The sequence below is a fragment of the Pseudoxanthomonas dokdonensis genome (genome assembly GCF_001431405.1).
GTDB classification, from domain to species: Bacteria; Pseudomonadota; Gammaproteobacteria; order Xanthomonadales; family Xanthomonadaceae; genus Pseudoxanthomonas_A; species Pseudoxanthomonas_A dokdonensis.
The window spans coordinates 74,321-99,856 of sequence record NZ_LDJL01000007.1 but is presented as its reverse complement, the minus strand read 5'-3'; the positions used below and the strand labels follow the sequence as shown (position 1 = coordinate 99,856).

21 protein-coding genes and 1 pseudogene are annotated in these 25,536 nt (G+C 65.8%); 11 read left to right on the top strand and 11 right to left on the bottom strand.

Annotated elements, in window-relative coordinates:
• Positions 1-262: 262 nt before the first annotated feature.
• Genes ABB29_RS07145 through ABB29_RS07135 form a run of 3 tightly spaced genes read right to left on the bottom strand, consistent with a single transcriptional unit; the run spans position 263 to position 2,162 of the window.
• Positions 263-832 (bottom strand): cysteine hydrolase family protein, encoded by a 570-nt coding sequence (locus ABB29_RS07145; protein WP_057657937.1) that lies wholly within the window; start codon positions 830-832, stop codon positions 263-265.
• Positions 833-859: 27 nt separating this feature from the next.
• A complete protein-coding gene (locus tag ABB29_RS07140) occupies positions 860-1,297 on the bottom strand; it encodes a VOC family protein (RefSeq protein ID WP_057657936.1) in 438 nt (145 codons plus the stop codon).
• Between the two features lie 46 nt (positions 1,298-1,343).
• The gene (locus ABB29_RS07135) at positions 1,344-2,162 is read right to left on the bottom strand and encodes an SDR family oxidoreductase (protein WP_057657935.1); all 819 of its coding nucleotides are present in this window, start codon (positions 2,160-2,162) and stop codon (positions 1,344-1,346) included.
• Positions 2,163-2,264: 102 nt separating this feature from the next.
• Between ABB29_RS07135 and ABB29_RS07130 the strand changes: the two genes are divergently transcribed.
• Positions 2,265-4,307 (top strand): bifunctional DedA family/phosphatase PAP2 family protein, encoded by a 2,043-nt coding sequence (locus ABB29_RS07130; RefSeq protein ID WP_057657934.1) that lies wholly within the window; start codon positions 2,265-2,267, stop codon positions 4,305-4,307.
• On the opposite strand, the gene ABB29_RS07125 is transcribed toward ABB29_RS07130, so the two are convergent.
• The 3 genes from ABB29_RS07125 to ABB29_RS07110 form a co-directional block, all read right to left on the bottom strand.
• Complete coding sequence (locus tag ABB29_RS07125) at positions 4,296-4,880, bottom strand: LON peptidase substrate-binding domain-containing protein (protein ID WP_057657933.1); 585 nt, start codon at positions 4,878-4,880, stop codon at positions 4,296-4,298. The two genes, ABB29_RS07130 and ABB29_RS07125, sit on opposite strands and share 12 nt — an antisense overlap.
• 9 nt (positions 4,881-4,889) lie before the next feature.
• Positions 4,890-6,269 carry a UDP-N-acetylmuramate:L-alanyl-gamma-D-glutamyl-meso-diaminopimelate ligase gene (gene mpl, locus ABB29_RS07120; RefSeq protein ID WP_057657932.1) on the bottom strand — a complete coding sequence of 460 codons (1,380 nt, stop codon included), beginning with the start codon at positions 6,267-6,269 and terminating at the stop codon, positions 4,890-4,892.
• A gap of 545 nt (positions 6,270-6,814) precedes the next feature.
• Positions 6,815-7,393, bottom strand: a complete 579-nt coding sequence (locus tag ABB29_RS07110; protein ID WP_057657930.1) for an adenylate kinase — start codon at positions 7,391-7,393, stop codon at positions 6,815-6,817.
• A 122-nt stretch (positions 7,394-7,515) separates the two neighbouring features.
• Here ABB29_RS07110 and ABB29_RS07105 point away from each other — a divergent pair, with 122 nt between their 5' ends.
• Positions 7,516-8,775, top strand: coding sequence for a 6-phosphofructokinase (locus tag ABB29_RS07105; RefSeq protein WP_057657929.1), 1,260 nt, complete (start codon positions 7,516-7,518; stop codon positions 8,773-8,775).
• A gap of 93 nt (positions 8,776-8,868) precedes the next feature.
• Positions 8,869-9,336, top strand: a complete 468-nt coding sequence (locus tag ABB29_RS07100) for a GyrI-like domain-containing protein (protein WP_057657928.1) — start codon at positions 8,869-8,871, stop codon at positions 9,334-9,336.
• 454 nt (positions 9,337-9,790) lie between these two features.
• On the opposite strand, the gene ABB29_RS07095 is transcribed toward ABB29_RS07100, so the two are convergent.
• Complete coding sequence (locus ABB29_RS07095; protein WP_057657927.1) at positions 9,791-10,324, bottom strand: hypothetical protein; 534 nt, start codon at positions 10,322-10,324, stop codon at positions 9,791-9,793.
• 243 nt (positions 10,325-10,567) lie between these two features.
• On the opposite strand from ABB29_RS07095, the pseudogene ABB29_RS07090 reads away from it, so the two are divergent.
• A pseudogene (locus ABB29_RS07090) lies at positions 10,568-12,592 on the top strand (sodium-translocating pyrophosphatase); the annotation flags it as partial.
• The gene (locus tag ABB29_RS16655) at positions 12,587-12,988 is read left to right on the top strand and encodes an OmpA family protein (protein ID WP_245622575.1); all 402 of its coding nucleotides are present in this window, start codon (positions 12,587-12,589) and stop codon (positions 12,986-12,988) included. The pseudogene ABB29_RS07090 and the gene ABB29_RS16655, both read left to right, overlap by 6 nt.
• Before the next feature lie 549 nt (positions 12,989-13,537).
• On the opposite strand, the gene ABB29_RS07085 is transcribed toward ABB29_RS16655, so the two are convergent.
• Positions 13,538-14,614 (bottom strand): LysR family transcriptional regulator, encoded by a 1,077-nt coding sequence (locus ABB29_RS07085; RefSeq protein ID WP_057657925.1) that lies wholly within the window; start codon positions 14,612-14,614, stop codon positions 13,538-13,540.
• Between the two features lie 391 nt (positions 14,615-15,005).
• On the opposite strand from ABB29_RS07085, the gene ABB29_RS07075 reads away from it, so the two are divergent.
• The 5 genes from ABB29_RS07075 (at position 15,006) to ABB29_RS07055 (ending at position 22,670) form a co-directional block, all read left to right on the top strand.
• Positions 15,006-15,815 carry an SDR family oxidoreductase gene (locus tag ABB29_RS07075; RefSeq protein ID WP_057657923.1) on the top strand — a complete coding sequence of 270 codons (810 nt, stop codon included), beginning with the start codon at positions 15,006-15,008 and terminating at the stop codon, positions 15,813-15,815.
• 174 nt (positions 15,816-15,989) lie between these two features.
• Positions 15,990-17,192, top strand: coding sequence for an efflux RND transporter periplasmic adaptor subunit (locus ABB29_RS07070; RefSeq protein ID WP_057657922.1), 1,203 nt, complete (start codon positions 15,990-15,992; stop codon positions 17,190-17,192).
• 117 nt (positions 17,193-17,309) lie between these two features.
• Positions 17,310-20,474 (top strand): efflux RND transporter permease subunit, encoded by a 3,165-nt coding sequence (locus ABB29_RS07065; RefSeq protein ID WP_057657921.1) that lies wholly within the window; start codon positions 17,310-17,312, stop codon positions 20,472-20,474.
• A gap of 37 nt (positions 20,475-20,511) precedes the next feature.
• Complete coding sequence (locus tag ABB29_RS07060) at positions 20,512-21,246, top strand: SDR family oxidoreductase (RefSeq protein WP_057657920.1); 735 nt, start codon at positions 20,512-20,514, stop codon at positions 21,244-21,246.
• A complete protein-coding gene (locus ABB29_RS07055; protein WP_057657919.1) occupies positions 21,240-22,670 on the top strand; it encodes an efflux transporter outer membrane subunit in 1,431 nt (476 codons plus the stop codon). Before ABB29_RS07060 ends, ABB29_RS07055 begins: the two co-directional genes overlap by 7 nt.
• Positions 22,671-22,742: 72 nt before the next feature.
• On the opposite strand, the gene ABB29_RS07050 is transcribed toward ABB29_RS07055, so the two are convergent.
• Entirely contained in the window at positions 22,743-23,285 is a 543-nt protein-coding gene (locus tag ABB29_RS07050) for a lipocalin family protein (protein ID WP_057657918.1), read from the bottom strand.
• A gap of 147 nt (positions 23,286-23,432) precedes the next feature.
• A complete protein-coding gene (locus ABB29_RS07045; protein ID WP_057657917.1) occupies positions 23,433-23,801 on the bottom strand; it encodes a BON domain-containing protein in 369 nt (122 codons plus the stop codon).
• 148 nt (positions 23,802-23,949) lie between these two features.
• Between ABB29_RS07045 and ABB29_RS07040 the strand changes: the two genes are divergently transcribed.
• Positions 23,950-24,987 (top strand): oxidoreductase, encoded by a 1,038-nt coding sequence (locus tag ABB29_RS07040; protein WP_057657916.1) that lies wholly within the window; start codon positions 23,950-23,952, stop codon positions 24,985-24,987.
• A 9-nt stretch (positions 24,988-24,996) separates the two neighbouring features.
• Here the strand turns inward: ABB29_RS07040 and soxR are convergent, their stop codons facing one another.
• The gene (gene soxR / locus ABB29_RS07035; RefSeq protein WP_281177429.1) at positions 24,997-25,428 is read right to left on the bottom strand and encodes a redox-sensitive transcriptional activator SoxR; all 432 of its coding nucleotides are present in this window, start codon (positions 25,426-25,428) and stop codon (positions 24,997-24,999) included.
• Positions 25,429-25,536 lie beyond the last annotated feature (108 nt).

Here is a 25,536-nt window from a genome sequence, read left to right as displayed (position 1 = left end):
TTTGTAGAGCGGAGCTCGCTCCGCTGCTCTCATGCAATGTCCGCGATGTAGCACCGGTCGGGGTTCAGCGCAGCAAGCTGCGCTCTACGGGTGGGGCCTGTACCGTCTGCCATGTTTCAAGGGCTCGGTGGTTGTTCTGTAGAGCGGAGCTCGCTCCGCTGCTTTTCATGCACCGTCCGCCATGTAGCACCGGTCGGGGGTTCAGCGCAGCAAGCTGCGCTCTACAGGCGGGGCCTACACCGTCCGCCATGTGCGGGGGCTGTCAGTCGAAGCGGATATCCGCTGCCGGCAGCGCGCGGATGCGGGCACCGAAACTGGTGATGTTGGACAGGGTGGCGTTGTGGTGCTGGCGGATCTGCGCCGCGCTTGCATGCGGTTTGTCGCAGGTGGTGTGGCCGTCGGCGACCACGGTGACCGCATAGCCGTGGGCGGCGGCGCTGCGGCTGGTGCTGTCGATGCAGAACTCGCTGGCGTAGCCGCAGATCACCAGCTCTTCCACGCCCAGCAGCGACAGCACTTCATCCAGCCCGGTCCGCAGGAATGAATCCGGGGTGGTCTTGCGCAGCCGGTGGTCGCCATCGGCCAGCTGCAATTGCGGCTGCAGTTGCCAGCCGTCACTGCCATGTACCAGTGCGCCTTCGGCCTGTTCGTGCTGGACCACGATCACTGGCAGCTCTGCCTGGCGTGCCTGCCGCGACAACTGATTGATGCGTTCTATCACCGCATCGGCGTCGGCCGGGGCTGGTTCAACGTCGAACAATCCGCATTGCACGTCCACGATCACCAGCGCGGCGCGCGCCGGGGCCGGTTCCACTCCCACTGCTGCTGTCATCGCTGCCTCCCTGTCGAATGCTGTGATTTACCAACTGCCGGTATTGGCCATCGACGCCCATGGTTCCTGCGCTGGCAGTCGCTGGCCTTTCTGCAGCAGTTCGATGGAAATCCGGTCCGGTGTCAACACGAATGCCATGTGCCCGTCGCGGGGCGGCCGGTTGATGGTCACGCCCATGGCTTGCAGATGCGCGCACAGCGCATAGATGTCATCGACCTCGAACGCCAGGTGGCCGAAGTTGCGCGCGTTGCCATAATCCTCGGCCGGGCTGCCGTCTTCGGCCGGCCAGTTGTAGGTCAGTTCGACTTCGGCTTCCGGCGATTCGGCCGCGGCGAAATAGACCAGCGAAAAACGCCCTTGCTCGCTGTCCATGCGCCGGGTCTGTTGCAGGCCCAGGCCTTCGGTGAAGAAACGGCTGGTGGCTTCCAGATCGTGGACGCGGAGCATGCTGTGCAGGTATTTCATGGGGGATTTCCTTGCAGGTTGGACAGGTCGGGACCGCGCCGGTGGCTTAGTCCAGGAACAGATCGGGCAGCAATGGTTGGCTGGCGTCGACCGCATAGTCGGAAAAATCACTGACGCCCTGCTCGCGCAGCACGTCCTCGTCGATCAGGAAGCGGCCGTGGAAACCGGCAGCCGGTTGCGACAGCACCGCATGCGCCGCGTCGGCGACGATCGCCGGGGTGCGGCAACGTGGGATGTCGACGCCGGGAATCATGTTCAAGGCATCGGTGGCGATGATGGTGCGCGGCCACAGCGCATTGACCGCCACGCCCTGCGGGCCGAACTCGGCGGCCAGGCCGAGGGTCACGAAACTCATGCCCATCTTGGCCAAGGTGTAGCCGGTATGCGGCGCCCACCATTTCGGGTCCAGCGACGGCGGCGGCGCCAGGGTCAGGATGTGCGGATTGGGGGCCTGCAGCAGATGCGGCAGACAGGCCTGCGCGCAGAGGAAACTGCCCCGCGCATTGACCTGGTTCATCAGGTCGAAACGCTTCATCGGGGTGTCCAGCGTGCCCTTGAGCCAGATCGCGCTGGCATTGTTGACCAGGATGTCGATGCCGCCGAAGGTGTCGACGGTGGCGGCGACCGCGGCGCGCACGCTGTCTTCTTCGCGGATGTCGCACTTCAGCGCCAGGCCCTGGCCGCCGGCATCGTTGACCGCCTGCGCCGCGCTGTGGATGGTGCCGGGCAACTTCGGGTTGGGCACCGCCGATTTGGCCGCGATCGCCACGTTGGCGCCATCGCGCGCCGCACGCAATGCGATGGCAAGTCCGATGCCACGCGAAGCACCGGTGATGAACAGGGTTTTGCCTTGCAACTGGCTCATGGTTCCGGATCCGCAGTGGCGGCCCAACGTCGGCTGACGCTGCTGCCAGGGCCACCATTGTAAAGCCACGTCGGCCGATGCCAGCCGCTTATAATCACGGCGATGAATTCTTCCTGGTTCGACTCCCTGCTGGCCTGGATCAGCACGCATCCGGTAGCCGCCGGGGTCGTGATCTTCGCGGTCGCGTTCTGCGATGCGTTGATCGTGCTGGGCATCGTGGTGCCGGCGTTGCCGCTGATGACGGCGGTCGGTGTGTTGATCGGGCTGGGCGAGATTTCCGGTACCTACGCGATGGTCTGCGCCGCACTGGGCGCATTGCTGGGTGATGCCTGCAGTTACTGGGTCGGCCATCGCTGGGGCCATCAGCTGCGCCACCACTGGCCTTTCAGCAAATATCCGCAGCTGCTGGATCGTGGCGAACTGCTGTTCCGCCGCAACGCCTTCAAGAGCATCCTGGTGGCCCGCTATGTCGGCGCCATCCGTCCGTTCGTGCCGGCCATCGCCGGGATGTCGCGGATGCCGCTCAAGCGTTATCTGCTGGCCAGTGGCGTCGCAGCGGTTTCCTGGGCATTCCTGTTCCTGTTGCCGGGCTGGCTGCTGGGCCAGGTCTACGACGCGGTCGCCGCGGTCGCCGGCCGGCTGGGGCTGGTGCTGGGGCTGCTCGGCATCGTGCTGGCGCTGGCCTGGGCGCTGGTGCTGTACACCTATCGCTGGTTCGCCATGCATGCCGACGCGCTGCTGGCGCGGGCACTGGCCTGGTCGCACGCGCATCCGGTGCTGGGCCGCTATTCGGCGGCGGTGTTCGATCCACGCCGGCGCGAGTCGGTGCCACTGGCGTTGCTGGCGATCCTGCTGCTGGCGATGGTCTGGGTGTTCTTCGCGTTCCTGATCATCGTGGTCGGGCATGGCGAGCCATTGTCGATGGACCTGGCCGTGCACGAGCTGATGCTGGCCCTGCGCAATCCGCTGGCCGACTATCCGCTGGCGGCGATCGCTTTGCTCGGCGATGCCCAGGTGCTGACCCCGGCCGCGGCGCTGGTGCTGGCCTATCTGGTCTGGCGCCGGCGCTGGATGGCGGCCGCGCACTGGTTGGCGGCGCTGGCGTTCGGACTGGCGCTGACCGCGTGGCTGGGCGCCTCGGTGGATATTCCCAAGCCGCCGCTGGTCAGCAGCGGCTTCGGCTTTCCCTCGATCGCGGTGACCATGACCACGATCACGTTTGGTTTCTTCGCGGTGCTGATTGCGCGTGAACTGCCGGGGCGCACCCGGGTGTGGCCGTACCTGGTGTCGGGCGTGGTGGTGGCGCTGATTGGATTTGCCCGCCTGTACCTGGGCGCGCACTGGCTGAGCGACATCATCGGCGGCATGTTGTTCGGCATCGTCTGGCTGCTGGTGCTCGGCATTGCCTATCGCCGGCGCATGCAACGCTCGTTCTGGATCACACCGCTGGCCTGGATTTTCTACGGCAGCTTCGCTGCTGCCGCGGCCTGGTATGCGCCGCGCCACATCGAACCGATGCTGGCCCGCTTCGACGCCCCGGTGATCGAACGCAGCATGCCGCTGGCGCAATGGTGGGACGACGGCTGGCGCGACGAGCCGGCCCGCCGCAACGAATTCGACGATGACCAGAGCTGGCCGCTGGACGTGCAGGTCGCCGGACCGCTGCCGGCCCTGCGGCAACAGTTGCAGGCCAATGGCTGGCACCAGCAGCCGCAGGCGGGCTGGGAACAGGCGCTGAACCTGCTCGACAGCGACTTGCCGCCGTCACGGCAGCCGGTGATGCCGGCCACCCTCGACACCCGCGCCGAATCGCTGCTGATGCTGCGGCCCGGTGCGCGCGCCGATGAAATGTACGTGCTGCGGTTATGGCGCTCGCATACCCAGTTGAGCGCACCGGCGGCGACGCCGTTGTGGATCGGCAGCGCCCAGGTGGTCCACCACAAAGCCCTGCTCGGTCTGGTCGACATGTGGCTGCCGCAGCCGCAAGCACCGGCGGCCCTGCAGGCATTGGCTGACAGCCTCGGCAACACCGATCACCGGATCAGCGTGCATCCGCAAAGTGGCCTGCCGGTGCTGCGCATCTGCCTGCTGGCACCGGCTTCGTCGGCCAGTGGCGCGGCCGCCGCGCCATCCTCAGGCGATTGACTGCAGCAACATCTGCAGGCGCGCGTGCGGGTCGTCTTCCTGCAGCACCGCCAGTCGTTGCTGCGGGGTCAACGGCAACACCTGCGCCAGTCGCCAGCCGACCCAGGCCGCACTCTGCAGGTGGGTCGGCCCCAATGACGCACCGGCGCCGGCCATCTGCTCGAGGATGTTCTCCAGCACCGTGCCCAGCAGCGCGTGCTGCGGCTGCAGGCGCGCCTGGTCATCATCGGCCAGCCACTGCACCTGGCCGACCACCAGTCCGTTGTCGCGGACCCGGGTCTGTTGCACATGGAAGCGCCGCGCGCCTCGCACCTGCAGGTTGAGCAGGCCGTCGGGACCGTTGTCGAAATCCTCGATGATGGCTTCGGTGCCATAGGCCGCCGGTATCGCCGGTTGCCCAGCCTCGCTGCCTTCCAGGATCAGGCAGACGCCGAATCCCCCACCGCTGCGGCCACAGTCGCGGATCAGGTCCAGGTAGCGCCGTTCGAAAATCCGCAGGCCCAGTGCCGCCCCCGGCAACAACACCGAAGACAGCGGGAACAGCGGCAGTGTCTGCGATTCGAACGGCGACATCGTCGTCCTCTACAGCGGTCGCGGCAGGCCAACCTGCAACGCCGACAGGAACCTGCGCGGTGCCCCGTCAAAGCCACCGTTGGACATGAACACCACATGGTCACCGGGGCGCACCGCTTCCAGCAAGCCGGCAATCAGGCCGTCGGCATCGGCGGCGGTGCGGGCCTTGCCGCGGACATCGGCGATGACCCTGGCGGCGTCCCAACTCAGTTCCGGGCGATGCAGGAACAGCACCTCGTCGGCCAATGCCAACGACGGCGCCAAGGCATCGGCATGGGCGCCCAGACGCATCGAGTTGCTGCGTGGTTCCATCGCCACCACGATCCGGCCCTCGCCGACCCGCGCGCGCAAGCCCTGCAGGGTGGTCTGGATCGCGGTCGGGTGATGGGCGAAATCGTCGTAGACAGTGATGTCGTTGGCTTCGCCGATCACTTCCAGCCGTCGCTTGACGCTGCGGAACACCGCCAGCGCCGGCATCACCGCGATCGGCTGCACGCCGACCGCATGCGCCGCGGCCAGTGCCGCCAGCGCATTGAGCACGTTGTGGCGCCCCAGCAACGGCCATTGCACCTGGCCCAGTTCGCGGCCCTCGCGGATCACCGCGAAGGCACTGCCGTCTTCATGCAGCAGGCGCGCCTGCCATTCCAGGCCGTCGGCGAAACCGAAGCGTTCGACCGGCGTCCAGCAACCCATCTCCAGCACTTCGCGCAGGCGCGCGTCCTCACCATTGACGATCAGGCGACCGCTGCCCGGCACGGTCCGGACCAGATGATGGAACTGGCGCTGGATCGCGGCAATGTCGGGAAAGATGTCGGCGTGGTCGTATTCCAGGTTGTTGAGGATCGCCACCCGCGGCCGGTAGTGGACGAACTTGCTGCGCTTGTCGAAGAACGCGGTGTCGTATTCGTCGGCCTCGACCACGAATTCGCGGCCGCTGCCGAGCCGTGCCGAGACACCGAAATCCTCGGCCACGCCGCCAATCAGGAACCCAGGCTCGCGGCCGGCGGCCTGCAGCAGGAACGCCAGGATGGTGGTGGTGGTGGTCTTGCCGTGGGTGCCGGCCACGGCCAGGGTGTCACGGCCGGGCAACACCTGTTCGCACAGCCATTGCGCGCCGGAGTTGTATCTGCGGCCAGCGTCCAGCACTGCTTCCACCGCCGGATTGCCGCGTGAAAGGGCGTTGCCGATGATCACCTCATCGCAGTCGACGGAAATATTGCCGGCGTCGTAGCCTTGGCGCAGGTCGATGCCGAGGGTTTCCAGCTGGGTCGACATTGGCGGATAGATGGCCTGATCGCTGCCTTCGACCTGATGCCCCATTTCGCGTGCCAACGCGGCGACGCCGCCCATGAAGGTGCCGGCGACACCGAGGATATGCAGTTTGCTCATGCCCCGATTGTCGCCTGTTTCGCGCGTAATGTAGAGCCGAGTCTGGCCGGCTGTTTTCACCTGCCGGGTAGAGCCGAGCTTGCTCGGCTGTTTTTGCTTACCCCGTAGAGCCGAGCTTGCTCGGCTGCTTTGCCTGCTACGTAGAGCTGAGCTTGCTCGGCTGCTTTGCTTGTCGGCGCGAGAAGCAGCGGAGCAAGCTCCGCTCTACGCGGACGGGGAAGCAGCGGAGCAAGCTCCGCTCTACACGGACGGGGAAGCAGCGGAGCAAGCTCCGCTCTACGCGGACGGGGAAGCAGCGGAGCAAGCTCCGCTCTACACGGATGGGGAAGCAGCGGAGCAAGCTCCGCTCTACGCGGATGGGGAAGCAGCGGAGCAAGCTCCGCTCTACGCGGATAGGGGAGCAGCGGAGCAAGCTCCGCTCTACGCGGATAGGGAAGCAGCGGAGCAAGCTCCGCTCTACACGGATGGGGAAGCAGCGGAGCAAGCTCCGATCTACGCGGATGGGGAAGCAGCGGAGCAAGCTCCGATCTACGCGGGGGACGGCCTTAACCTACTTCCTTGGCCGGTGACAGCACTTCCTGCAGGCGGGTGAATACCTGGTCCAGGCTGCCGACGCCATCGACCACCACCAGCTGGCCATGCTGGCGGTAATAATCGATCACCGGCGCGGTCTGGGTTTCGTACTTGCCCAGGCGGTTGCGGACCACTTCCGGGGTGTCGTCGTCACGGCCTTCGGCGGCGGCGCGGCCGGCAATCCGTTCAACCAGCAGGTCGCTGGGGACTTCCAGCTGCACGGCCATGTCCATCGGCTGGCCGAGCCTGGTCAGCAACTGGCCGAGCGCATCGGCCTGGGCCTGGTTGCGCGGATAGCCGTCCAGGATGAAACCATTGGCGGTGTCCGGACGCGCGAAGCGGTCCTCCAGCATGCCCAGCAGGATTTCGTCGCTGACGAAGTCGCCACGTGCCATGATTTCCTTGGCCTGCATTCCCAGCGGGCTGCCGGCGGCCACTTCGGCGCGCAGCAGATCGCCGGTGGAAATGTGTGGAACCTGCAGGTATTCCTTCAAACGGGCCGCCTGAGTGCCCTTGCCCGACCCGGGTGGGCCCAGTAGAACCAATCGCATCGTGTCACTCCCAAACCAGAATTCTTTGCGCGGCAGCGGCGTCCAGGCCAGGGGCCGCGCCAGCGCTGCACTGCGTCATCCATGTGAAGCTTACCGCATCCCGGCAACTCGGAACGAACCCCATGCGTCAAGGTAACCTGCTCTACGCCCAGTCCGGCGGTGTCACCGCTGTCATCAACGCCACCGCCGCCGCCGTCATCGACGAAGCCCGGGCCCGCAAGGTCAAAGTCCTGGCTGCCCGCAACGGCATCCTCGGCGCCCTGCGCGAGGAGCTGATCGACACCAGCCGCGAGTCGCCGGCGGCCATCCGCGCCCTGGCGCACACCCCTGGCGGCGCATTCGGCTCATGCCGGCTCAAGCTGAAGTCGCTGGAGGCCGACCGTGCCCGCTACGAGCGGCTGCTGGAGGTTTTCCGGGCCCACGACATCCGCTACTTCCTCTACAACGGCGGCAACGACTCGGCCGACACCGCGCTCAAGGTTTCGCAGCTGGCCAAGGCGTTCGACTACCCCCTGACCTGCATCGGCGTGCCGAAAACGGTCGACAACGACCTGGCCGTCACCGACACCTGCCCCGGCTTCGGCTCGGCGGCCAAATTCACCGCGGTCTCGGTGCGCGAAGCGGCGCTGGACGTGGCGGCGATGGCCGAGACCTCGACCAAGGTCTTCGTCTACGAGGCGATGGGCCGCCACGCCGGCTGGCTGGCCGCCGCCGCCGGCCTGGCCGGCGAGGATCCGGATGCGGCGCCGCAGATCATCCTGTTTCCCGAACGCGCCTACGACGAGGCGGCGTTCCTGGCCCAGGTGCGGAAAGTGGTCGACAAGGTCGGCTGGTGCGTGGTGGTGGCCAGTGAAGGGATCCAGCATGCCGATGGCCGCTTCGTCGCCGATGCCGGCGGCGGCAAGGATTCATTTGGCCACACCCAACTGGGCGGCGTCGCCAGTTATCTGGCCGGACGGGTCAAGGATCAACTGGGGATGAAGGTGCACTGGACCCTGCCCGACTACCTGCAGCGATCGGCCCGCCACATTGCCTCGGAGACCGACTGGAAACAGGCACAGGCGGTCGGCAAAGCGGCGGTGCAGATGGCGCTGAAGGGCGACAACGCGGTGATGCCGGTGATCGTGCGCAGTTCCGATCTGCCGTACCGCTGGAAGATCGAAGCCGTGCCGCTGAGCAAAGTCGCCAACCACGAAAAGAAGATGCCGGCCGGCTTCATCCGCAAGGATGGCTTCGGCATCACCGCCAGCGCACGCCGTTATCTGCAACCGTTGATTCGCGGCCAGGCACCGCTGCCCTACGGCAGCAATGGACTGCCGGTGTATGTGACCCTGAAGAACATCGCGGTCAAACAGAAACTGCCCGCCTGGGACGCCGGCTGAGCCACCATCACGCCGGCCTAAGCCGGATACCGGCAAGGTGCAGGCATCCACCCGGATCACGTCGCCGGTGCATCACGCGCCAAGGAGAAACATATGTTGGAAAATCCGGAAGTCGTCGAAGTACAGCGCCAGTTGACCGCGGTGATCCGCATCAACGTGCCGCGCGCGCGGATGGCCGAGGTGTTTGCACCGGCGGTCAGTGAATTGCTGCAGGTGCTGGCCGAACAGAAGATCGCGCCGACCGGGCCGTTGTTCGCCCATCACCTGCGCCTGCATCCGGATGTGTTCGATTTCGAACTGGGCCTGCCGGTCGAGAATCTGGTCACCAGCAGTGGCCGGGTGAGCGCCAGCGAGCTGCCCGGCGGCACCATCGCCCGCGGCTGGCATCGTGGTCCGTATGACGGGCTGCCATCGGCGTGGGCCGAGTTCGAAACCTGGATGCAGGCCAACGGCCACCGCGCTGCCGACAGCCTGTGGGAGGTCTACGATGCCGGCCCCGAATCGGGTCTGGAACCACGCGACTGGATGACCCAGCTCAACCGGCCGCTGGCATCTCGGTAGAGCGCAGCTTGCTGCGCTTGATGGCGCTGGGATTGTGTGACCACGCACGCGCTTGCTCGGCTGCCTGTGCGGGTAGCGGAGCAAGCTCCGCTCTACGTGAGGACGTTTGCGGTTGCGGTAGCGGAGCGAGCTCCGCTCTACGTGGGGGACGTCTGCGGTTCGGTAGAGGAGCGAGCTCCGCTCTACGTGAGGACGTTTGCGGTTCGGGTAGCGGAGCAAGCTCCGCTCTACGCGAGGGACGTTTGCGGTTCGGGTAGCGGAGCGAGCTCCGCTCTACGTGGGGGACGTCTGTGGTTCCGGTAGCGGAGCGAGCTCCGCTCTACGTGGGGGACGTTTGCGGTTCGGTAGCGGAGCGAGCTCCGCTCTACGTGAGGACGTTTGCGGTTCGGGTAGCGGAGCGAGCTCCGCTCTACGTGGGGGACGTCTGCGGTTCGGTAGCGGAGCGAGCTGCGCGCTACGGGCAGGCGTCGCCTTCCAGTTTCATGCCGGCCGCGTACAGCGGAATCCGGGCGTTGGCGACCTTGCCGGAGGCGATGTCCTTCTTGGCGTCTTCCAGGTAGACGCGGGTCTGGCCCTGGCCGTCCGGTGCCGGCGCGTTGCTGGCTTCGGGCATCCGCCATACCCGCACCACCGCCTGCTGGCTTGGGCAGGCCGCGCTGGGGATGCGGATCACATCGTTCAATTTCCAGCCGCTGGCTTCCGACGGGCGCGCTTTGGCGTAATCGACCAGTCGCGCGCGCGGCTGGCATTGCTCGCTGGTGCGGGTAACGTGATAGCGATAGGGCTGGCTGGCCTGGCCGGTGAAGGCGCCTTCCAGTCGCACGCAGGCTTCGGGAATCTGGCGGATGGTATGCACCTGGCCCACCGACTGGGCTTTGCCGACCGGGCGCTGGATTTCCGGCTGGGGTTCGGCCGCGGCTTGCGCGGCGCTGGCCGACAGCGACCAGCCGGCCATGGTGATCATCAACAAAGCGATGGGGGTTCGCATGGTTTGACCTCTGCAGACAACAGCGGACAAGGCTGGCACGACCGGCCTGAACAGCGCCTTCGCAGCTGGCGGGCCGCCACCGCAGCGGGCATACTCGAGGCGCTCCAGAGATTGTGTGAACACGTCGGATGACATCGCGGCCGGGCCGCGGTGGAAGTACCCAATCGTTCAACAGGCTCCATGGGATTGGGTTCGGCGTTTCCTGCTTTTGGCGGGGCGACATCCATCAACCTGGGAGGGGTCATGCTGGAACAATATGGTCTGGCGCTCGCGCTGGCATGCGCGGCAATCGCAATCATCTACGGTATTTTTTCCGCTCGCTGGATTCTCAGGCAACCTGCCGGCAATGCCCGCATGCAGGAAATCGCAGCAGCGGTACAGGAAGGCGCCAAGGCCTATCTCAACCGGCAATACACCACCATCGCCATCGCCGGCGCGGTCCTGTTCGTGCTGGTCGGGATCTTCCTCAACTGGCCGACCGCGATCGGCTTCCTGCTCGGTGCGGTGCTGTCCGGCGCCGCCGGCTACATCGGCATGAATGTCTCGGTGCGGGCCAACGTACGAACCGCCGAAGCGGCCCGCAAAGGCATGGGCGCGGCCATGGACGTGGCCTTTCGTGGCGGCGCCATCACCGGCATGCTGGTGGTCGGGCTGGGTCTGCTGGGGGTGGCCGGTTACTATCTGCTGCTGGGCAGGTTTGGCATCCAGGGCGAACCCGCGCTGCATGCGCTGGTCGGGCTGGCGTTCGGCAGTTCGCTGATCTCAATCTTCGCCCGCCTCGGTGGCGGCATCTTCACCAAGGGTGCCGACGTCGGCGCGGATCTGGTCGGCAAGGTCGAAGCCGGCATCCCCGAGGACGACCCGCGCAACCCGGCGGTGATTGCCGACAACGTCGGCGACAACGTCGGTGACTGCGCCGGCATGGCCGCGGATCTTTTCGAAACCTATGCGGTCACCGTCATCGCCACGATGCTGCTGGGCGGGCTGATGATGGCTGATGTCGGCCGCAATGCGGTGCTGTACCCGCTGGTGCTGGGCGGGGTCTCGATCATCGCTTCGATCATTGGTGCGCTGTTCGTCAAGGTCAAGGAAGGCGGCTCGATCATGGGCGCGCTGTACAAGGGCGTGGTGGTGTCGGCGGTGCTGGCGGCGATCGCGTTCTATCCGATCACCACCCAGTTGATGGCCGACTCCAGTTACGGCCCGCTGCCGTTGTACGGCTGCGCGCTGATCGGGCTGGCGCTGACCGGCGTCATCGTCTGGATCACCGAGTACTACACCGGCACCCAGTACAAGCCGGTGCAGCATGTGGCGGCGGCATCGACCACCGGCCACGGCACCAACATCATCGCCGGCCTTGGCATCTCGATGAAATCCACTGCCTGGCCGGTGATTGCGGTGTGCATCGCGATCTGGGGTTCCTACGCACTCGGTGGCCTGTACGGGATTGCCATTGCCGCCACCGCGATGCTGTCGATGGCCGGCATGATCGTCGCCCTCGATGCCTACGGGCCGATCACCGACAACGCCGGCGGGATCGCCGAGATGGCCGAGTTGCCGCCGGAAATCCGCAACATCACCGATCCGCTGGACGCGGTCGGCAACACCACCAAGGCGGTAACCAAAGGCTACGCGATCGGTTCGGCGGCGTTGGCCGCGCTGGTGCTGTTTGCCGACTACACCCACAACCTGCAGACCGCCCATCCGGGCACCGTGTTTACCTTTGACCTGTCCAACCACATGGTCATCATCGGCCTGCTGATTGGCGGCCTGATTCCGTATCTGTTCGGGGCGATGGCGATGGAAGCCGTTGGCCGCGCCGCCGGCAGCGTGGTCGAGGAAGTGCGCCGCCAGTTCCGCGAGATCCCCGGCATCATGGCCGGCACCGGCAAGCCCGATTACAGCAAGGCGGTGGATCTGCTGACCAAGTCGGCGATCAAGGAAATGATCCTGCCGTCCCTGTTGCCGGTGGTGGTACCGGTGATCGTCGGTCTGCTGCTCGGTCCGCAGGCGCTGGGGGGGTTGCTGATCGGCACCATCGTCACCGGCCTGTTCGTGGCGATTTCGATGACCACCGGTGGCGGTGCCTGGGACAACGCCAAGAAGTACATCGAAGATGGCCATCACGGTGGCAAAGGTTCGGAAGCACACAAGGCCGCGGTCACCGGCGACACCGTGGGTGATCCGTACAAGGACACCGCCGGTCCGGCGATCAACCCACTGATCAAGATCATCAACATCGTTGCCCTGCTGCTGGTACCGGTGCTGCCGGTCAATGGTTGGCTGGGCGGTGATGGCGTGGTGTCGGCGTCGGCAGTGAGCGCCGCGCATGCGCCGGCCAGTACGGTCGATGATCGCTTGGCCAAGGTCTACTTCGATGTCGGTTCGGCGGTGGTGCCGGCCGATGCCAGCACCCGCCTGAGCGCTGTGCTGGGCCGCCTGCACACCGATCCGGCCAGTCGCGCCAGTGTCTCCGGCTTCCATGATCGCAGTGGTGACGCCGCGTTCAACCAGGAACTGTCCAAGCAGCGTGCGCAAGCAATCGCGCAGTGGCTGCTGGTCAACGGTGTCAGCGAAGATCGGATCGCACTGGAAAAACCGGTCGAAACCACCGGCGACGGTGATCCGATGGAAGCGCGCCGGGTCGAGGTGCAGGTGCGCTAAGCAGCGCGCTCACGGCAGCGTGCCTGTCATCGTCATTGCGGCGTTCGCAGGGTTCCAGTGTTTGCTCAGCAGTGGGCAAAGGCTGGATCCCGGCGTTCGCCGGGATGACGACATTGGTGCTTTCTGGCAAAACGGATGACGTTGGCCATTCCTGGCGGGCCAGACGACATTGGTGCTTCCTGGCAAAACGGACGACCTTGGCGCTTCCTGGCAGCCGGACGACATTGGTGCTTTCTGGCAAGCCGGACGACCTTGGCACTTCCTGGCAGCCGGACGATATTGGCGCTTTCTGGCAGCCGGACGACATTGGCGCTTTCTGGCAAGCCCGACGACCTTGGCGCTTCCTGGCAAGCCGGACGACATTGGTGCTTTCTGGCAAGCCGGACGACCTTGGCGCTTCCTGGCAAAGCGATTGGCTAGGACCCGGCGGTGTTGTCGGGCTTGATGACCGCACTTTCCCGTCTCGTGTCAGCCGCGTTTGCTGGCACGCGTTAGTCGCCGCAGGCAGGGATCAGGAGCGGGCAGGCCGGTGTCACGCGGCCTGTGCCGTCAGTCGCGCTCCGCTACCACCGGCACGGCTGACGGCACTGGTGCATACGGCGAGGGGCGGTCGCCATCGACCACGGCCTTGCGGATCTTGGTCATTTCCTGCTTGACCACTTCGCCGCTTTCGCTGTCGCTGCGGTAACAACGGCCCTGCATGCTCGGGCACAGGTTTTCCATCACGTCGACATCGAGGTTGACCCGTTCGACCAGGAAATCGACGAACGCGCGCACCTTCGGCGATTGCACGTGGCCCTGCGGGAACACCGCGTTCAATTCGTATTCCGGACCGGTCCAGCCGGCCAGCACGCGCCGCACGTAACCCTGTTCGGCATACTGCCGCACCATCACGTCGGCGGTCAGCATCAGCCCTTCGCCGCACAGCAACGCGCCCTTCAGCGCAGCCGGATCGTTGGCGACCAGGATCGGATTGATCGGGAATTCGACCAGCTGCTCGCCATCGTGCAGGCCCCAGGCGTAACTGCCGCCGCGATGGTGCTTGGACATCGCCAATGCCCGATGGTGCTTGAGGTCATCCGGGGTCAAAGGTTCGCCGTGTTGTTCGATGTAACTGCTGCTGGCATAGACCTGGGTGCGCAGCACCGCCAGCCGGCGCGCAATCAGGTTGGAATCGGGCAGGCTGCCCAGGCGCAGGGCGACATCGATTTCCTTGCCGACCAGATCCAGGGTGTCATTGGTCAACAGCATGTCGACGCGGATTTCCGGATAGCGGGCATGGAATTCGCCGAGCAATGGCGCGATCCGATCAATGCCGATGGAATACGGCGCGGTGAACCGCAACCAGCCACGCGGACCGGCCTGCAACTGGCTGACCGCGCTTTCGGCTTCGCTCAGATGGCTGGCGATGCGCTGGCAGTGTTCGTAGTAGACCTTGCCGGCTTCGGTCAGGCCCAGCTTGCGGGTGGTGCGATGGAGCAGTTGCGCGCCCAGCCGCACTTCGAGTTCCTGCACCTTGCGGCTGACCGTGGTCTTGGGCTGGCCGAGGATTTTGGCAGCAGCGATGAAACTGCCCTGCTCGACCACCTTGACGAAAATCAGGGTGTCGTTGAGATCGTGGCTCATGACGGCTCCGGGGGGAATGGGGAATGGCGGGAGAAGGCGCGGCTGGATAGAGACAAAAAGCACATTGGACCGTCTGCGGGATTATTATTCCCTTAAATCCGGACTAATCAAGTCCCTTTTTTAGCGATACCTTGGCCGCCGTCGAATCCCGCCACGTTGCCGCCATCATGTCGCCGCTGCTGCTCCTGCCCCTTCTGTTCCGCGCCGTGCCATCGCCACGCGCCCTGCCAGCGCCCGATCTGGTGGCGCTGAAAGCACGGCCGGCCAAGGCTGTGCGCGAGTTCAGCACCTCCCCCAGGCGGCAGCGCAGTGGCGGCCACGATTCCCGCCAACACGGGTTCCGGCCCAGCACCACCGCGCTGGTTGTCCCAACCGCGGGAGGAAAAATCCCATGAGCGGGATAGTCAATCCCGCCGCGCTGGTCCTGGGTGCCGGTGGCACCGCCGGCATGGGCGTGGTCGATGCGTTGCTGGAAGTCGGCTGCCCGGTGCTGGCAGTGGGCCGCGACAGTCCGCGCATGCAGGCGCTGGCCCAGCGCCATGCCGACGAGCCGGCGTTGCGGATCCTGGAGTCGGGCTGCATCAGCGACGATCGCGCCGCCGCGCGCCTGGCCGCGAAACTGCGCCGCGACGGCAGCACCATCCAGCACGTGTTCGCCAGCATCGCCACACCGCTGCACGCGGGCCGCCTGCTGGATCAGCCGGTCGCGTTCCTGAAGCAGAAACTGGAACAGGATCTGCTGCCGCACCTGGCCGCGGCACGTCACCTGCTGCCGCTGCTGGCGCAGGCGCGCCAGCGCAACGGGCGGCCGGCGCACTACATCATCCTCGGCGGGCCCTATGCCGAACGTGGCTGGTCCGGCTATGGCCACAGTTCGATTACCGCCGCGGCGATGCGGATGCTGGTGCAGGTGCTGCATGAGGAAGCCCTGAGCCTGGGCGTGCGCGTGCAGTTGCTGTCGATCGACCAACCGTTGTCGACCCCGGCCAATGCCGGCCATGCCTGTGCGCAATGGCCGACCGCACTGGCCGTCGGTCGGCGCGCGGTCAGCCTGCTCAATCCATGTAGATCCGCGTTGCCGACCATCGTCTCTTTCAATGGCGAGCAGCCGCCACCGGCACCTGCCGGGCTGATGTTCGCCGATTTTCCCGCGCCGCATGACGCGGCCTGCCCGCCGTTTTCCAACACCGATAGCGCTTGACCTGAAGTTTGCTTGAGGTTGCAGGCTATGCGCCTGCCGCCGTCGCGACCACCCCACTACCCACGCACGTTGTGCTCCACGGAACCACGCGTCCAACAGCAAGGACTGGCCATGCACCGAACCTTTCCATCCATTGTCTCCACTTTCCTTTCTCTCCCCACGAGAACCGCTGCCATGACATCCACCCCCCCCTTCCACCTCCATCGTCGCGCGCTTGCACTCGGCGCTTTCAGCCTGTTGGCGCTGGCCGTGCTGGCCGGTTGCAACGGCAATGCCAGCGAAGCCGCCGCGCCGCCGCCGCCGTCGGTCAACGCCGCCAAGGTACTGGTCAAACCGATTACCCAGTGGGATGAATTCAGCGGCCGCATCGAAGCGGTCGAGAGCGTCGACCTGCGGCCACGCGTGTCCGGCTACATCGACAAGGTCAACTACGTCGAAGGCGATGAAGTCAACAAGGGCGACGTGTTGTTCACCATCGATTCGCGCAGCTACCGCGCCGCGCTGGCGCAGGCCAACGCCGAACTGGCGCGTGCCCGCAGCCAGGCCGAACTGGGCCGCAGCGAAGCCGCACGCGCCAGGAAGCTGGCCGACATGCAGGTGTTGTCGACCGAAGAGTACGAGCAGCGCAGCGCCAACGCTGCCCAGGCCAGCGCCAACGTCGCCGCCGCGCAGGCGGCGGTCGATGCGGCGCGTTTGAACCTGGAGTTCACCCAGGTGCGCGCGCCGATCAGCGGGCGTGCCGGACGCGCGCTGGTGACCGCCGGCAATCTGGTCACCGCCGGTGACGGCGCCAGCGTGCTGACCACGCTGGTCTCGCTCGACAAGGTGCACGTGCATTTCGATGCCGACGAGCACGCATTCCTGCGTTACGAGCAGATGGCGCGTGACGGCGAACGGCCGAGCGAGCGCGGCGGCAAGGTGCCGGTACAGATTGCCCTGGCCAACGAACAGGGCTTCCCGCATGAGGGCGTGGTCGACTTCCTCGACAACCAGGTCGACCGTGGCACCGGCACCATCCGCGCGCGGGCGCTGCTGGACAACGCCGACCGCCTGTTCACGCCGGGCCTGTATGCACGCGTGCGCCTGCTCGGCAGTGGCCGCTTCGAGGCCAAGCTGGTCGACGACAAGGCGGTACTGACTGATCAGGATCGCAAGTACGTCTACGTGGTCGACAAGGACGGCAAGGCACAGCGGCGCGATGTGCAGATCGGCCGCATGGCCGGTGGCCTGCGCATCGTCAACAGCGGCCTGTCGGGCAACGATCGGGTGATTGTCAGCGGCGTGCAGAAGGTGTTCTTCCCCGGCATGCCGGTCGATGCCAAGACGGTGGCGATGGGCGTGGATGGCAGCCCGGCCAAGACCGTCGCAGTGAAGTAAGCCTTCACCACCGGCAACACTCCCCACCCCGGGCACGCGTTGCCCGGCAGGGGCCACGCTCTTCCCCCGGATGGGGGAAGCAGGTGCTCTTTTTCTCCTTATCATGGAAATCCACCCATGGACTTTTCAAAATTCTTCATCGACAGGCCGATCTTCGCCGCGGTGTTGTCGATCGTGATCTTCGCCGCCGGCCTGATCGCGATCCCGCTGCTGCCGATTGGCGAATATCCCGAAGTGGTGCCGCCGTCGGTGGTGGTGCGCACGGTCTATCCCGGCGCCAATCCCAAGGTCATCTCCGAGACCGTCGCCACCCCGCTGGAAGAAGCCATCAACGGCGTCGAGGACATGATGTACGTGAAGTCGGTCGCCGGCTCCGATGGCGTGCTGTCGTTGACGGTGACCTTCAAGCCGGGCACCGATCCCGACGAAGCCGCGGTACGGGTACAGAACCGGGTCGCCCAGGCCCAGGCGCGCTTGCCCGAGGACGTACGCCGGCAGGGCATCACCACCCAGAAGCAGTCACCGGTGTTCCTGATGGTGGTGCATCTGGTATCGAAGGACGGCAAGTACGATTCGCTGTACCTGCGCAACTACATGCGCCTGCACGTCAAGGATGAACTGGCGCGCATCCCCGGCGTCGGCGACGCGCAGCAGTTCGGCGGTGGCGACTATGCGATGCGGCTGTGGCTGGATCCGGACAAGGTCGCCGCGCGTGGCCTGACCGCCAGCGACGTGCTGCGCGCGGTGCGCGAACAGAACGTGCAGGTGTCGGCCGGCCAGCTCGGCGCCGAGCCGATGCCCAATGGCAGCGATTTCCTGCTGCCGATCAATGCCAAGGGCCGGCTGGAGACCACCGAGGAGTTCGGCAACATCGTGCTCAAGAGCGGCAGCGATGGCGAAATCGTGCGCCTGGCCGACGTCGCCCGCATCGAGCTGGCTGCCGGCGACTACACCCTGCGTGCGCGCCTGGATGGCCAGAATGCATCGGCGATCGGCATCTTCCAGGCCCCTGGCGCCAACGCGCTTGATATCCGCGATGCGGTGGTCGGCAAGATGGACCAGATCCGCAAGACCCTGCCGCCGGGCGTGGACATCGTCTCGATCTACGACACCACCGTGTTCGTCCGCGATTCGATCAAAGCGGTCATCACCACATTGCTCGAAGCCACCCTGCTGGTGGTGCTGGTGGTGATCCTGTTCCTGCAGACCTGGCGCGCTTCGATCATCCCGCTGCTGGCGGTACCGGTGTCGATTGTCGGCACCTTCGCGGTGCTGTACCTGCTGGGCTACTCGATCAACACGCTGACCCTGTTCGGACTGGTGCTGGCGATCGGCATCGTCGTCGACGATGCGATCGTGGTGGTCGAGAACGTCGAACGCCATATCGAGGAAGGAGCCAGTCCGTTGCAGGCCGCGCACCTGGCCATGCGCGAGGTGTCCGGGCCGATCATCGCCATCGCCCTGGTGTTGTGCGCGGTGTTCGTGCCGATGGCCTTCCTGACCGGCGTCACCGGCCAGTTCTACAAGCAGTTCGCGGTGACGATCGCCATCTCCACGGTGATCTCGGCGATCAATTCGCTGACCCTGTCGCCGGCACTGGCGGCCAAGCTGCTGAAGCCGCATGACGCGGCCAAGGATGCACCGTCACGGCTTATTGATCGCTTGTTCGGCTGGTTGTTCCGTCCGTTCAACCGCTTCTTCAACCGCAACTCACAGCGCTACGAAGGCGCGGTGTCGCGGGCGCTGGGCAAGCGTGGCGCGGTGTTCCTGGTCTACCTGCTGCTGCTGGTCGGCGCCGGGGTGATGTTCAAGGCGGTGCCGGCCGGCTTCATTCCGGCACAGGACAAGCAGTACCTGATTGCCGGGGTCAAGATGCCCGAGGGTGCTTCGATTGCACGCACCGACGCGGTGCTGAAGAAGATGGCCGCGATGGCGATGGAAGTTGACGGGGTGGCCCATGAAGTGGCCTTCCCCGGCCTCAATCCGTTGCAGTTCACCAACACGCCCAACAACGGCGTGGTCTTCTTCACCCTGGATCCGTTTGACCAGCGGCATCGCAGCGCCGAGCAGATAACCGCCGAGTTGAACCAGAAGTTCGCCGCTATTTCCGAGGGCTTTACATTCGCCTTCATGCCGCCGCCGATCCAGGGCCTGGGCAATGGTTCGGGCTGGTCGCTGTTCGTCGAGGACCGCACCCGGCTGGGCTACGGCGAGTTGCAGAATGCGGTTCAGGCATTCCAGGGCGCGGCCGCGCAGACGCCTGGGCTGGGTTTCCCGATCAGCAGCTACCAGGCCAACGTGCCGCAACTGGATGCCGACGTCGACCGGGTCAAGGCCAAGGCCCAGGGCGTGCCGTTGACCGAACTGTTCGACACCCTGCAGACCTATCTGGGTTCGGCCTACGTCAACGACTTCAACATGTTCGGCCGCACCTGGCAGGTGATCGCCCAGGCCGACGCGCCATTCCGCGACAACGTCGAGGACATCGCCAACCTGCGCACCCGCAATGCCAATGGCGAAATGGTGCCGATCGGCAGCATGGTCGACATCCGCCAGACCTACGGTCCGGACCCGGTGATCCGTTTCAACGGCTATCCGGCCGCGGATCTGCTCGGCGACGCCGACCCGCGGGTGCTGTCGTCCGGCGAAGCGATGGCCAAGGTCACCGAACTGGCGGCGCAGGTGTTGCCGGCCGGGATGGGCATCGACTGGTCGGACCTGAGCTACCAGCAGGCAACCCAGGGCAAGGCCGCGCTGGTGGTGTTCCCGATGGCGGTGCTGCTGGCGTTCCTGGTGCTGGCCGCGCTGTATGAAAGCTGGACCCTGCCGCTGGCGGTGATCCTGATCGTGCCGATGACGCTGCTGTCGGCGTTGCTCGGGGTATGGCTGGTCGGCGGCGACAACAACGTCTTCGTCCAGGTCGGGCTGGTGGTGCTGATGGGCCTGGCCTGCAAGAACGCGATCCTGATTGTCGAGTTCGCCCGCGAGCTGGAGATGCAGGGCAAGGGCATCGTCGAGTCGGCCCTGGAAGCCTGCCGCCTGCGCCTGCGTCCGATCGTGATGACCTCGGTCGCCTTCATCGCCGGCACCGTGCCGCTGGTGTTGTCGCATGGCGCTGGCGCCGAGGTACGCTCGATTACCGGCGTCACCGTGTTCGCCGGCATGCTTGGCGTCACCCTGTTCGGCCTGTTCCTGACCCCGGTGTTCTACGTCGCACTGCGCAAGCTGTCCAACCGTCCGCTGGTGTCGCATGCACCGGTGCCCGCGGCGGCCACCCACTGATGGCCCTTACCCACCCTGTCCCCACGAGGTCTTCGACATGACAAGCTCATCCACCATCGCCCTGGTCACCGGCGCCACCCGCGGCATCGGTCTTGAAACCGTGCGCCAGCTGGCCGAAGCCGGCGTCCATACCCTGCTCGCCGGCCGCAACCGCGACGGCGCCGTGCAGGCTGCACTGGAACTGCAATCGCAGGGCCTGCCGGTCGAGGCGATCCAGCTCGACGTCACCGACACGGCCAGCATCCAGGCCGCCGCGCGGGAAATAGAGCAGCGCCACGGTCGCCTGGACATCCTGGTCAACAATGCCGGCATCATCGCCGATGACCCGTCACTGCCGGTGTCGGCGCAAAGCCTGGATGCCTGGCGCAGGACTTTCGAAACCAACCTGTTCGGCGTGATCGGCGTGACCCAGGCGATGCTGCCGTTGCTGCGGCGCTCGGCGCACGGCCGCATCGTCAACGTCTCCAGCATCCTCGGTTCGCTGGCGCTGCATTCGGATCCGTCCTCGCCGATCTACGACTTCAAGATTCCCGCCTACAACGTGTCCAAGAGCGCGCTCAACGCTTGGACGGTGCAGCTGGCGTACGAGCTCAAGGACAGCACGATCAAGGTCAACAGCATCCATCCGGGCTACGTCAAGACCGACATGAACGCCGGTGGTGGTGAAATCGAGATCGTCGACGGTGCCCGTACCAGCGTGCAGCTGGCCTTGATTGAAGACGATGGTCCGCAGGGCGGCTTCTTCCACCTCGGCGAGGTGCTGCCATGGTGAGGCCACTGCTTGCCAGCACGCTGGCCATGGCGCTGGCCGCGTGCGTGACCGTCGGCCCGGATTACCGGGCCGCGGAGCTGGCTCCGGCGCAACTGCCAAGCGCCAACGCCACTACCCACGACGCCGCGGCGGCCGGCCTGTTCAGCGACGGCCACCCGGTCAGCAGTTGGTGGGCGCAGTTCGGTGATCCGGTGCTGGACCAGTTGATCCAGCGCTCGCTGGAAGCCAACCCGGACCTGTGGATCGCGGCGGCGCGCATCGACGAAGCGCGTGCGGTGTTCAGCGAGCGTCGCCTGGATCTGGGCCCGCACGTGACCGCTGGCGCACAACAGACCCGCAGCCGCGAGCCATTGCCCGATGGCCACGCGATCACCGAAATCGACAGCGTTGGCTTCGATGTCGGCTGGGAGCTGGATCTGTTCGGCCGCATCCGCCGTTCCAAGGAAGCGGCATTCGCCGACCTGCAAGCCAATCGCAACGACCTGCAGGCGGTGCAGGTGTCGGTGGCTGCCGAAGTGGCGCGCAACTACTTCGAACTGCGCGGCGCGCAGAAGCAGCTGGATGTCGCCCGCCGCACTCTGGACAACCTGGCCAGCACCCAGCGCCTGACCGAGTCGCGCTGGCAACTCGGTGCCGGCAGCCAACTGGACGTGCAGAGCAGCCTGGCCCGGATCAAGGCGATCGCCGCCAGCATCCCGCAGCTGGAAACCAACGAGGCGTTGTTCCGCAACCGCTTGAGCGTACTGGCTGGCGAGCGCCCGGGCGCGCTGGATGCCCTGCTGCAGTCGCAGCCGACGCCGGCCTACGCGCAGCCGTTGCCGATTGGCGATACCACGGCGGTGCTGCGCCAGCGACCGGACGTGCGCGCAGCCGAGCGCCGCCTGGCCGCGGCGACCGCACGCATCGGCGTAGCCACCGCGGATCTGTTCCCGCGGGTCAGCCTGCAGGGCTTCATCGGCTTTGTGTCCGGTGATTTCAGCGGCCTGGTCAATGGCGACAACAAGGCCTGGTCGGTGACGCCATCGGTGACCTGGGCGGCATTCGACATCGGCAGCGTGCGGGCGCGGTTGCGGGCCACCGAAGCCCAGGCCGACGGCGTCGCCGCCGAGTACGAGAAAACCGTGCTGGGTGCTTTGGAAGACACTGAAAATGCGTTGTTCGCCTACGCCCGCATGCAGGTGAGGCTGAAGCGGGTGATGGAACAAGCGACCGCCGCCAACCGCGCCGCTGAACTGGCCGAGGTCCGCTACCGCAACGGTGCATCGGATTTCCTGACCCTGCTTGATGCGCAGCGCACCGCGCTGGACGCCGACGACGCGCTGGCCCAGGCCGAAGCCGACGTCAATGTCGGCGTGGTGACGGTATACAAGGCGCTGGGTGGCTGGGGCGAGAGCGAATCCGAACTGGTTGCCAGCAATCCGTAGCACGCGCGAATGGCCAACGTTGGAGAGCGGGCGCCCGGTCGAGGCCGGCGCCCACGTCAGCGCCGGTGTGACTCAGTCGTGTACCGGCGCGGCGATGATCAGATCATCGAGCTTGTAGCCCATGCCCCTGGCACGCGCGGTGATTGAATCAAGCAGCGGTCGGCTCATCACCGGGTCCCGCGCCAGCACCCACAGGTACTTGCGGTCCGGCTCACCGACCAGCGCCCACGAATAATCATCGGCGATCGCCAGCACCCAGTAGTCGGCCCAGACCATCGGCAGCCACGACAACCAGCTGGGGGCGAAACGCACCTGCAGCCGGCCCGGATGGCCGGCCACTGCCCGCGCCTCGCCGTCCGATACCTTGGTCTCGCCACCAGCAATCCGGCAGGCGTTGCGCACACCAATGCTGCCATCGGCGTTGATCGTATAGGTGGCGGTGATGTCGCCGACGCAATCTTTTTCATAACGCATCGGCAAACGCGCAATCTCGTGCCATTCGCCCGCATAGCGCTTCAGATCCAGCTGCGCGACCGAGTTCACCGGCGTCTGGGCGGTCGACACCGGACTGGCGGCACTGGCCACGGCAAACAGCAACAGCGGCAATGGATTCATCAACAGATCTCCTTTCGTGGATGGATCAGGACGGGAGCTTGATTCACAGGTCTACCCATCAAGCCCCCGGCAAAAAAAACCACCGGCAACACGGGCTGCCGGTGGTATGCGGGTCCGCACCAAAGCGGCTTGCCGCGGGCGGCGCGGTCAGTCAGACGAAGGCACCACTTTCAGGCCGTCGGTATTGACCTGGGTGACACCTTCGATGCCCTTCGCGACCTTGACCGTGCGGTCGAACTCGGCCTGGGTCGCAACGGTGCCGGTCAGGGTGACCACGCCATTGACCGTCTCGACGCTGACGTCGGTGCCGGACACGTTGTCGGTGGTCAGCAGATCGGCTTTGACCTTGGTGGTGATCCAGGTATCACTGGCTGGCTGCGACGAGTCGCTGCCGTGCTCTTCCATTTCCTGACCCTGCGATTGCGCCATCGCAGCGCCGGCGGTCATCATGCCCAGGCACAGGGCCGGGACCAGCAGCGTCTTGCTCAACATCGTCTTCGTGGCATTGCTTTTCATGTCTGGCTCTCCGTGTTGGGATTGAGGTCCAGTGTTGGCCCTGGCCAGTACAATGACCGTGAAGACAGGCATGAAGAAATTGTTGTGTTGCAGGCGATTCACCGCCGTGCACACAGCGTGAGTGCCGCCAACCCACCGGGAATGAGCGATGGATACACCTTTGAAGGTTGCGCTGTTGGGTTATGGCTTCGCCGGGCGCGTATTCCATGCGCCACTGATTGCGCACAGCCACGGGTTGCAACTGCACTGCATCGGCAGCAGCCAGACCCGCCTTGTCGAAGCTGACTGGCCGGGCGTGCATGTGCGCACAGTCGAGCAGGCCATCGCCGATCCGGAGGTGGATCTGGTCGTCGTTGCCACGCCCAATGATACTCACGCGCCACTGGCCATCCGCGCCCTGCGGCATGGCAAGCACGTGGTGGTGGATAAACCATTCGCACTGGACGTTGCCGAAGCCGGGGCGATGATTGATGCCGCGCAGCAAGCCGGACGGGTGCTGAGCGTGTTCCACAACCGGCGCTGGGATTCGGATTTTCTCAGCGCGCGGGCACTGGTCGAAAGTGGCGTGCTGGGCGAGATCGCCGAGTTCCATTCGCACTTTGATCGCTTCCGCCCGCAGGTAGGCGATCGCTGGCGCGAGCGTGACGAAGCCGGCGCCGGCCTGTGGTTCGACCTCGGCCCGCACCTGCTGGATCAGGCATTGCAGTTGTTCGGCATGCCACAGGCGATCCTGGTCGATATCGCCCGCCAGCGGCAGCCGGACCAGGCACCGGATTATTTCCATGCATCGCTGCGCTATCCGCGCCTGCGAGTGCTGTTGCACGCAGGATCGCTGGTGCATGCCAACGCGCTGCGCATGGCCGTGCATGGCCGCGCCGGCAGCTATCTCAAGTACGGCATGGATACGCAGGAGAACCAACTGCGCGCCGGCATCTTGCCCGGCAGTGCGGGTTGGGGCGTGGACAGCCAGCCCGGCAGCGTGATCCGTCAGCAGGATGACGGCCGGCAATCACACCCGGCAGCGGCGGTTCCCGGCGACTACCGCCAGTTCTATTCCGGCCTGGCCGACGCCATTGCCAGCGGTGACGCGCCGCCGGTGACCGCGCAACAGGCGCTGCAGGTCATGCGGCTGATCGAGCTTGGCCAGCAAAGCGCCGACCAGCGTCGCGAGATCGCAGTCGCCTAGTCGCGGCCGCTAGAGCGGGTCCAGCAAGCGCGGGCCGGCGCCTTCTTCGCCGAGAATGTCACCCGGGTTGCGCAGCGGGCAGTTCTTCAGTGACAGGCAGCCACAACCGATGCAGCGATCCATCTGCGCGCGCATGCGGGTAAGACGCTCGATGCGCTCGTCCAGTTGCTGCCGCCAGCGGGTCGACAGCCGCTGCCAGTCGCGGGCGGTCGGGGTCCGCTTTTCGGGCAACGCCGACAATGCCTGGGCGATTTCGGCCAGCGGGATGCCGGCGCGCTGCGCGACCTTGATGACCGCCACCCGGCGCAGGACCTCGCGCGGATAGCGGCGCTGGTTGCCGGCATTGCGGATACTGTGGATGAGGCCCTTGGCCTCGTAGAAATGCAGCGTCGACACCGCCACTCCGGCGCGCTGCGCCACCTGCCCCACCGACAATTCCACGCGCGTCCCCCACTCATCGCTTGACCTCAATATTACTTGAGGTTGGATGATGGCGACAATGCGGTCGCGTCGATGGCCGCTGACGTAAAATAATCCAGTCCTGGCAGC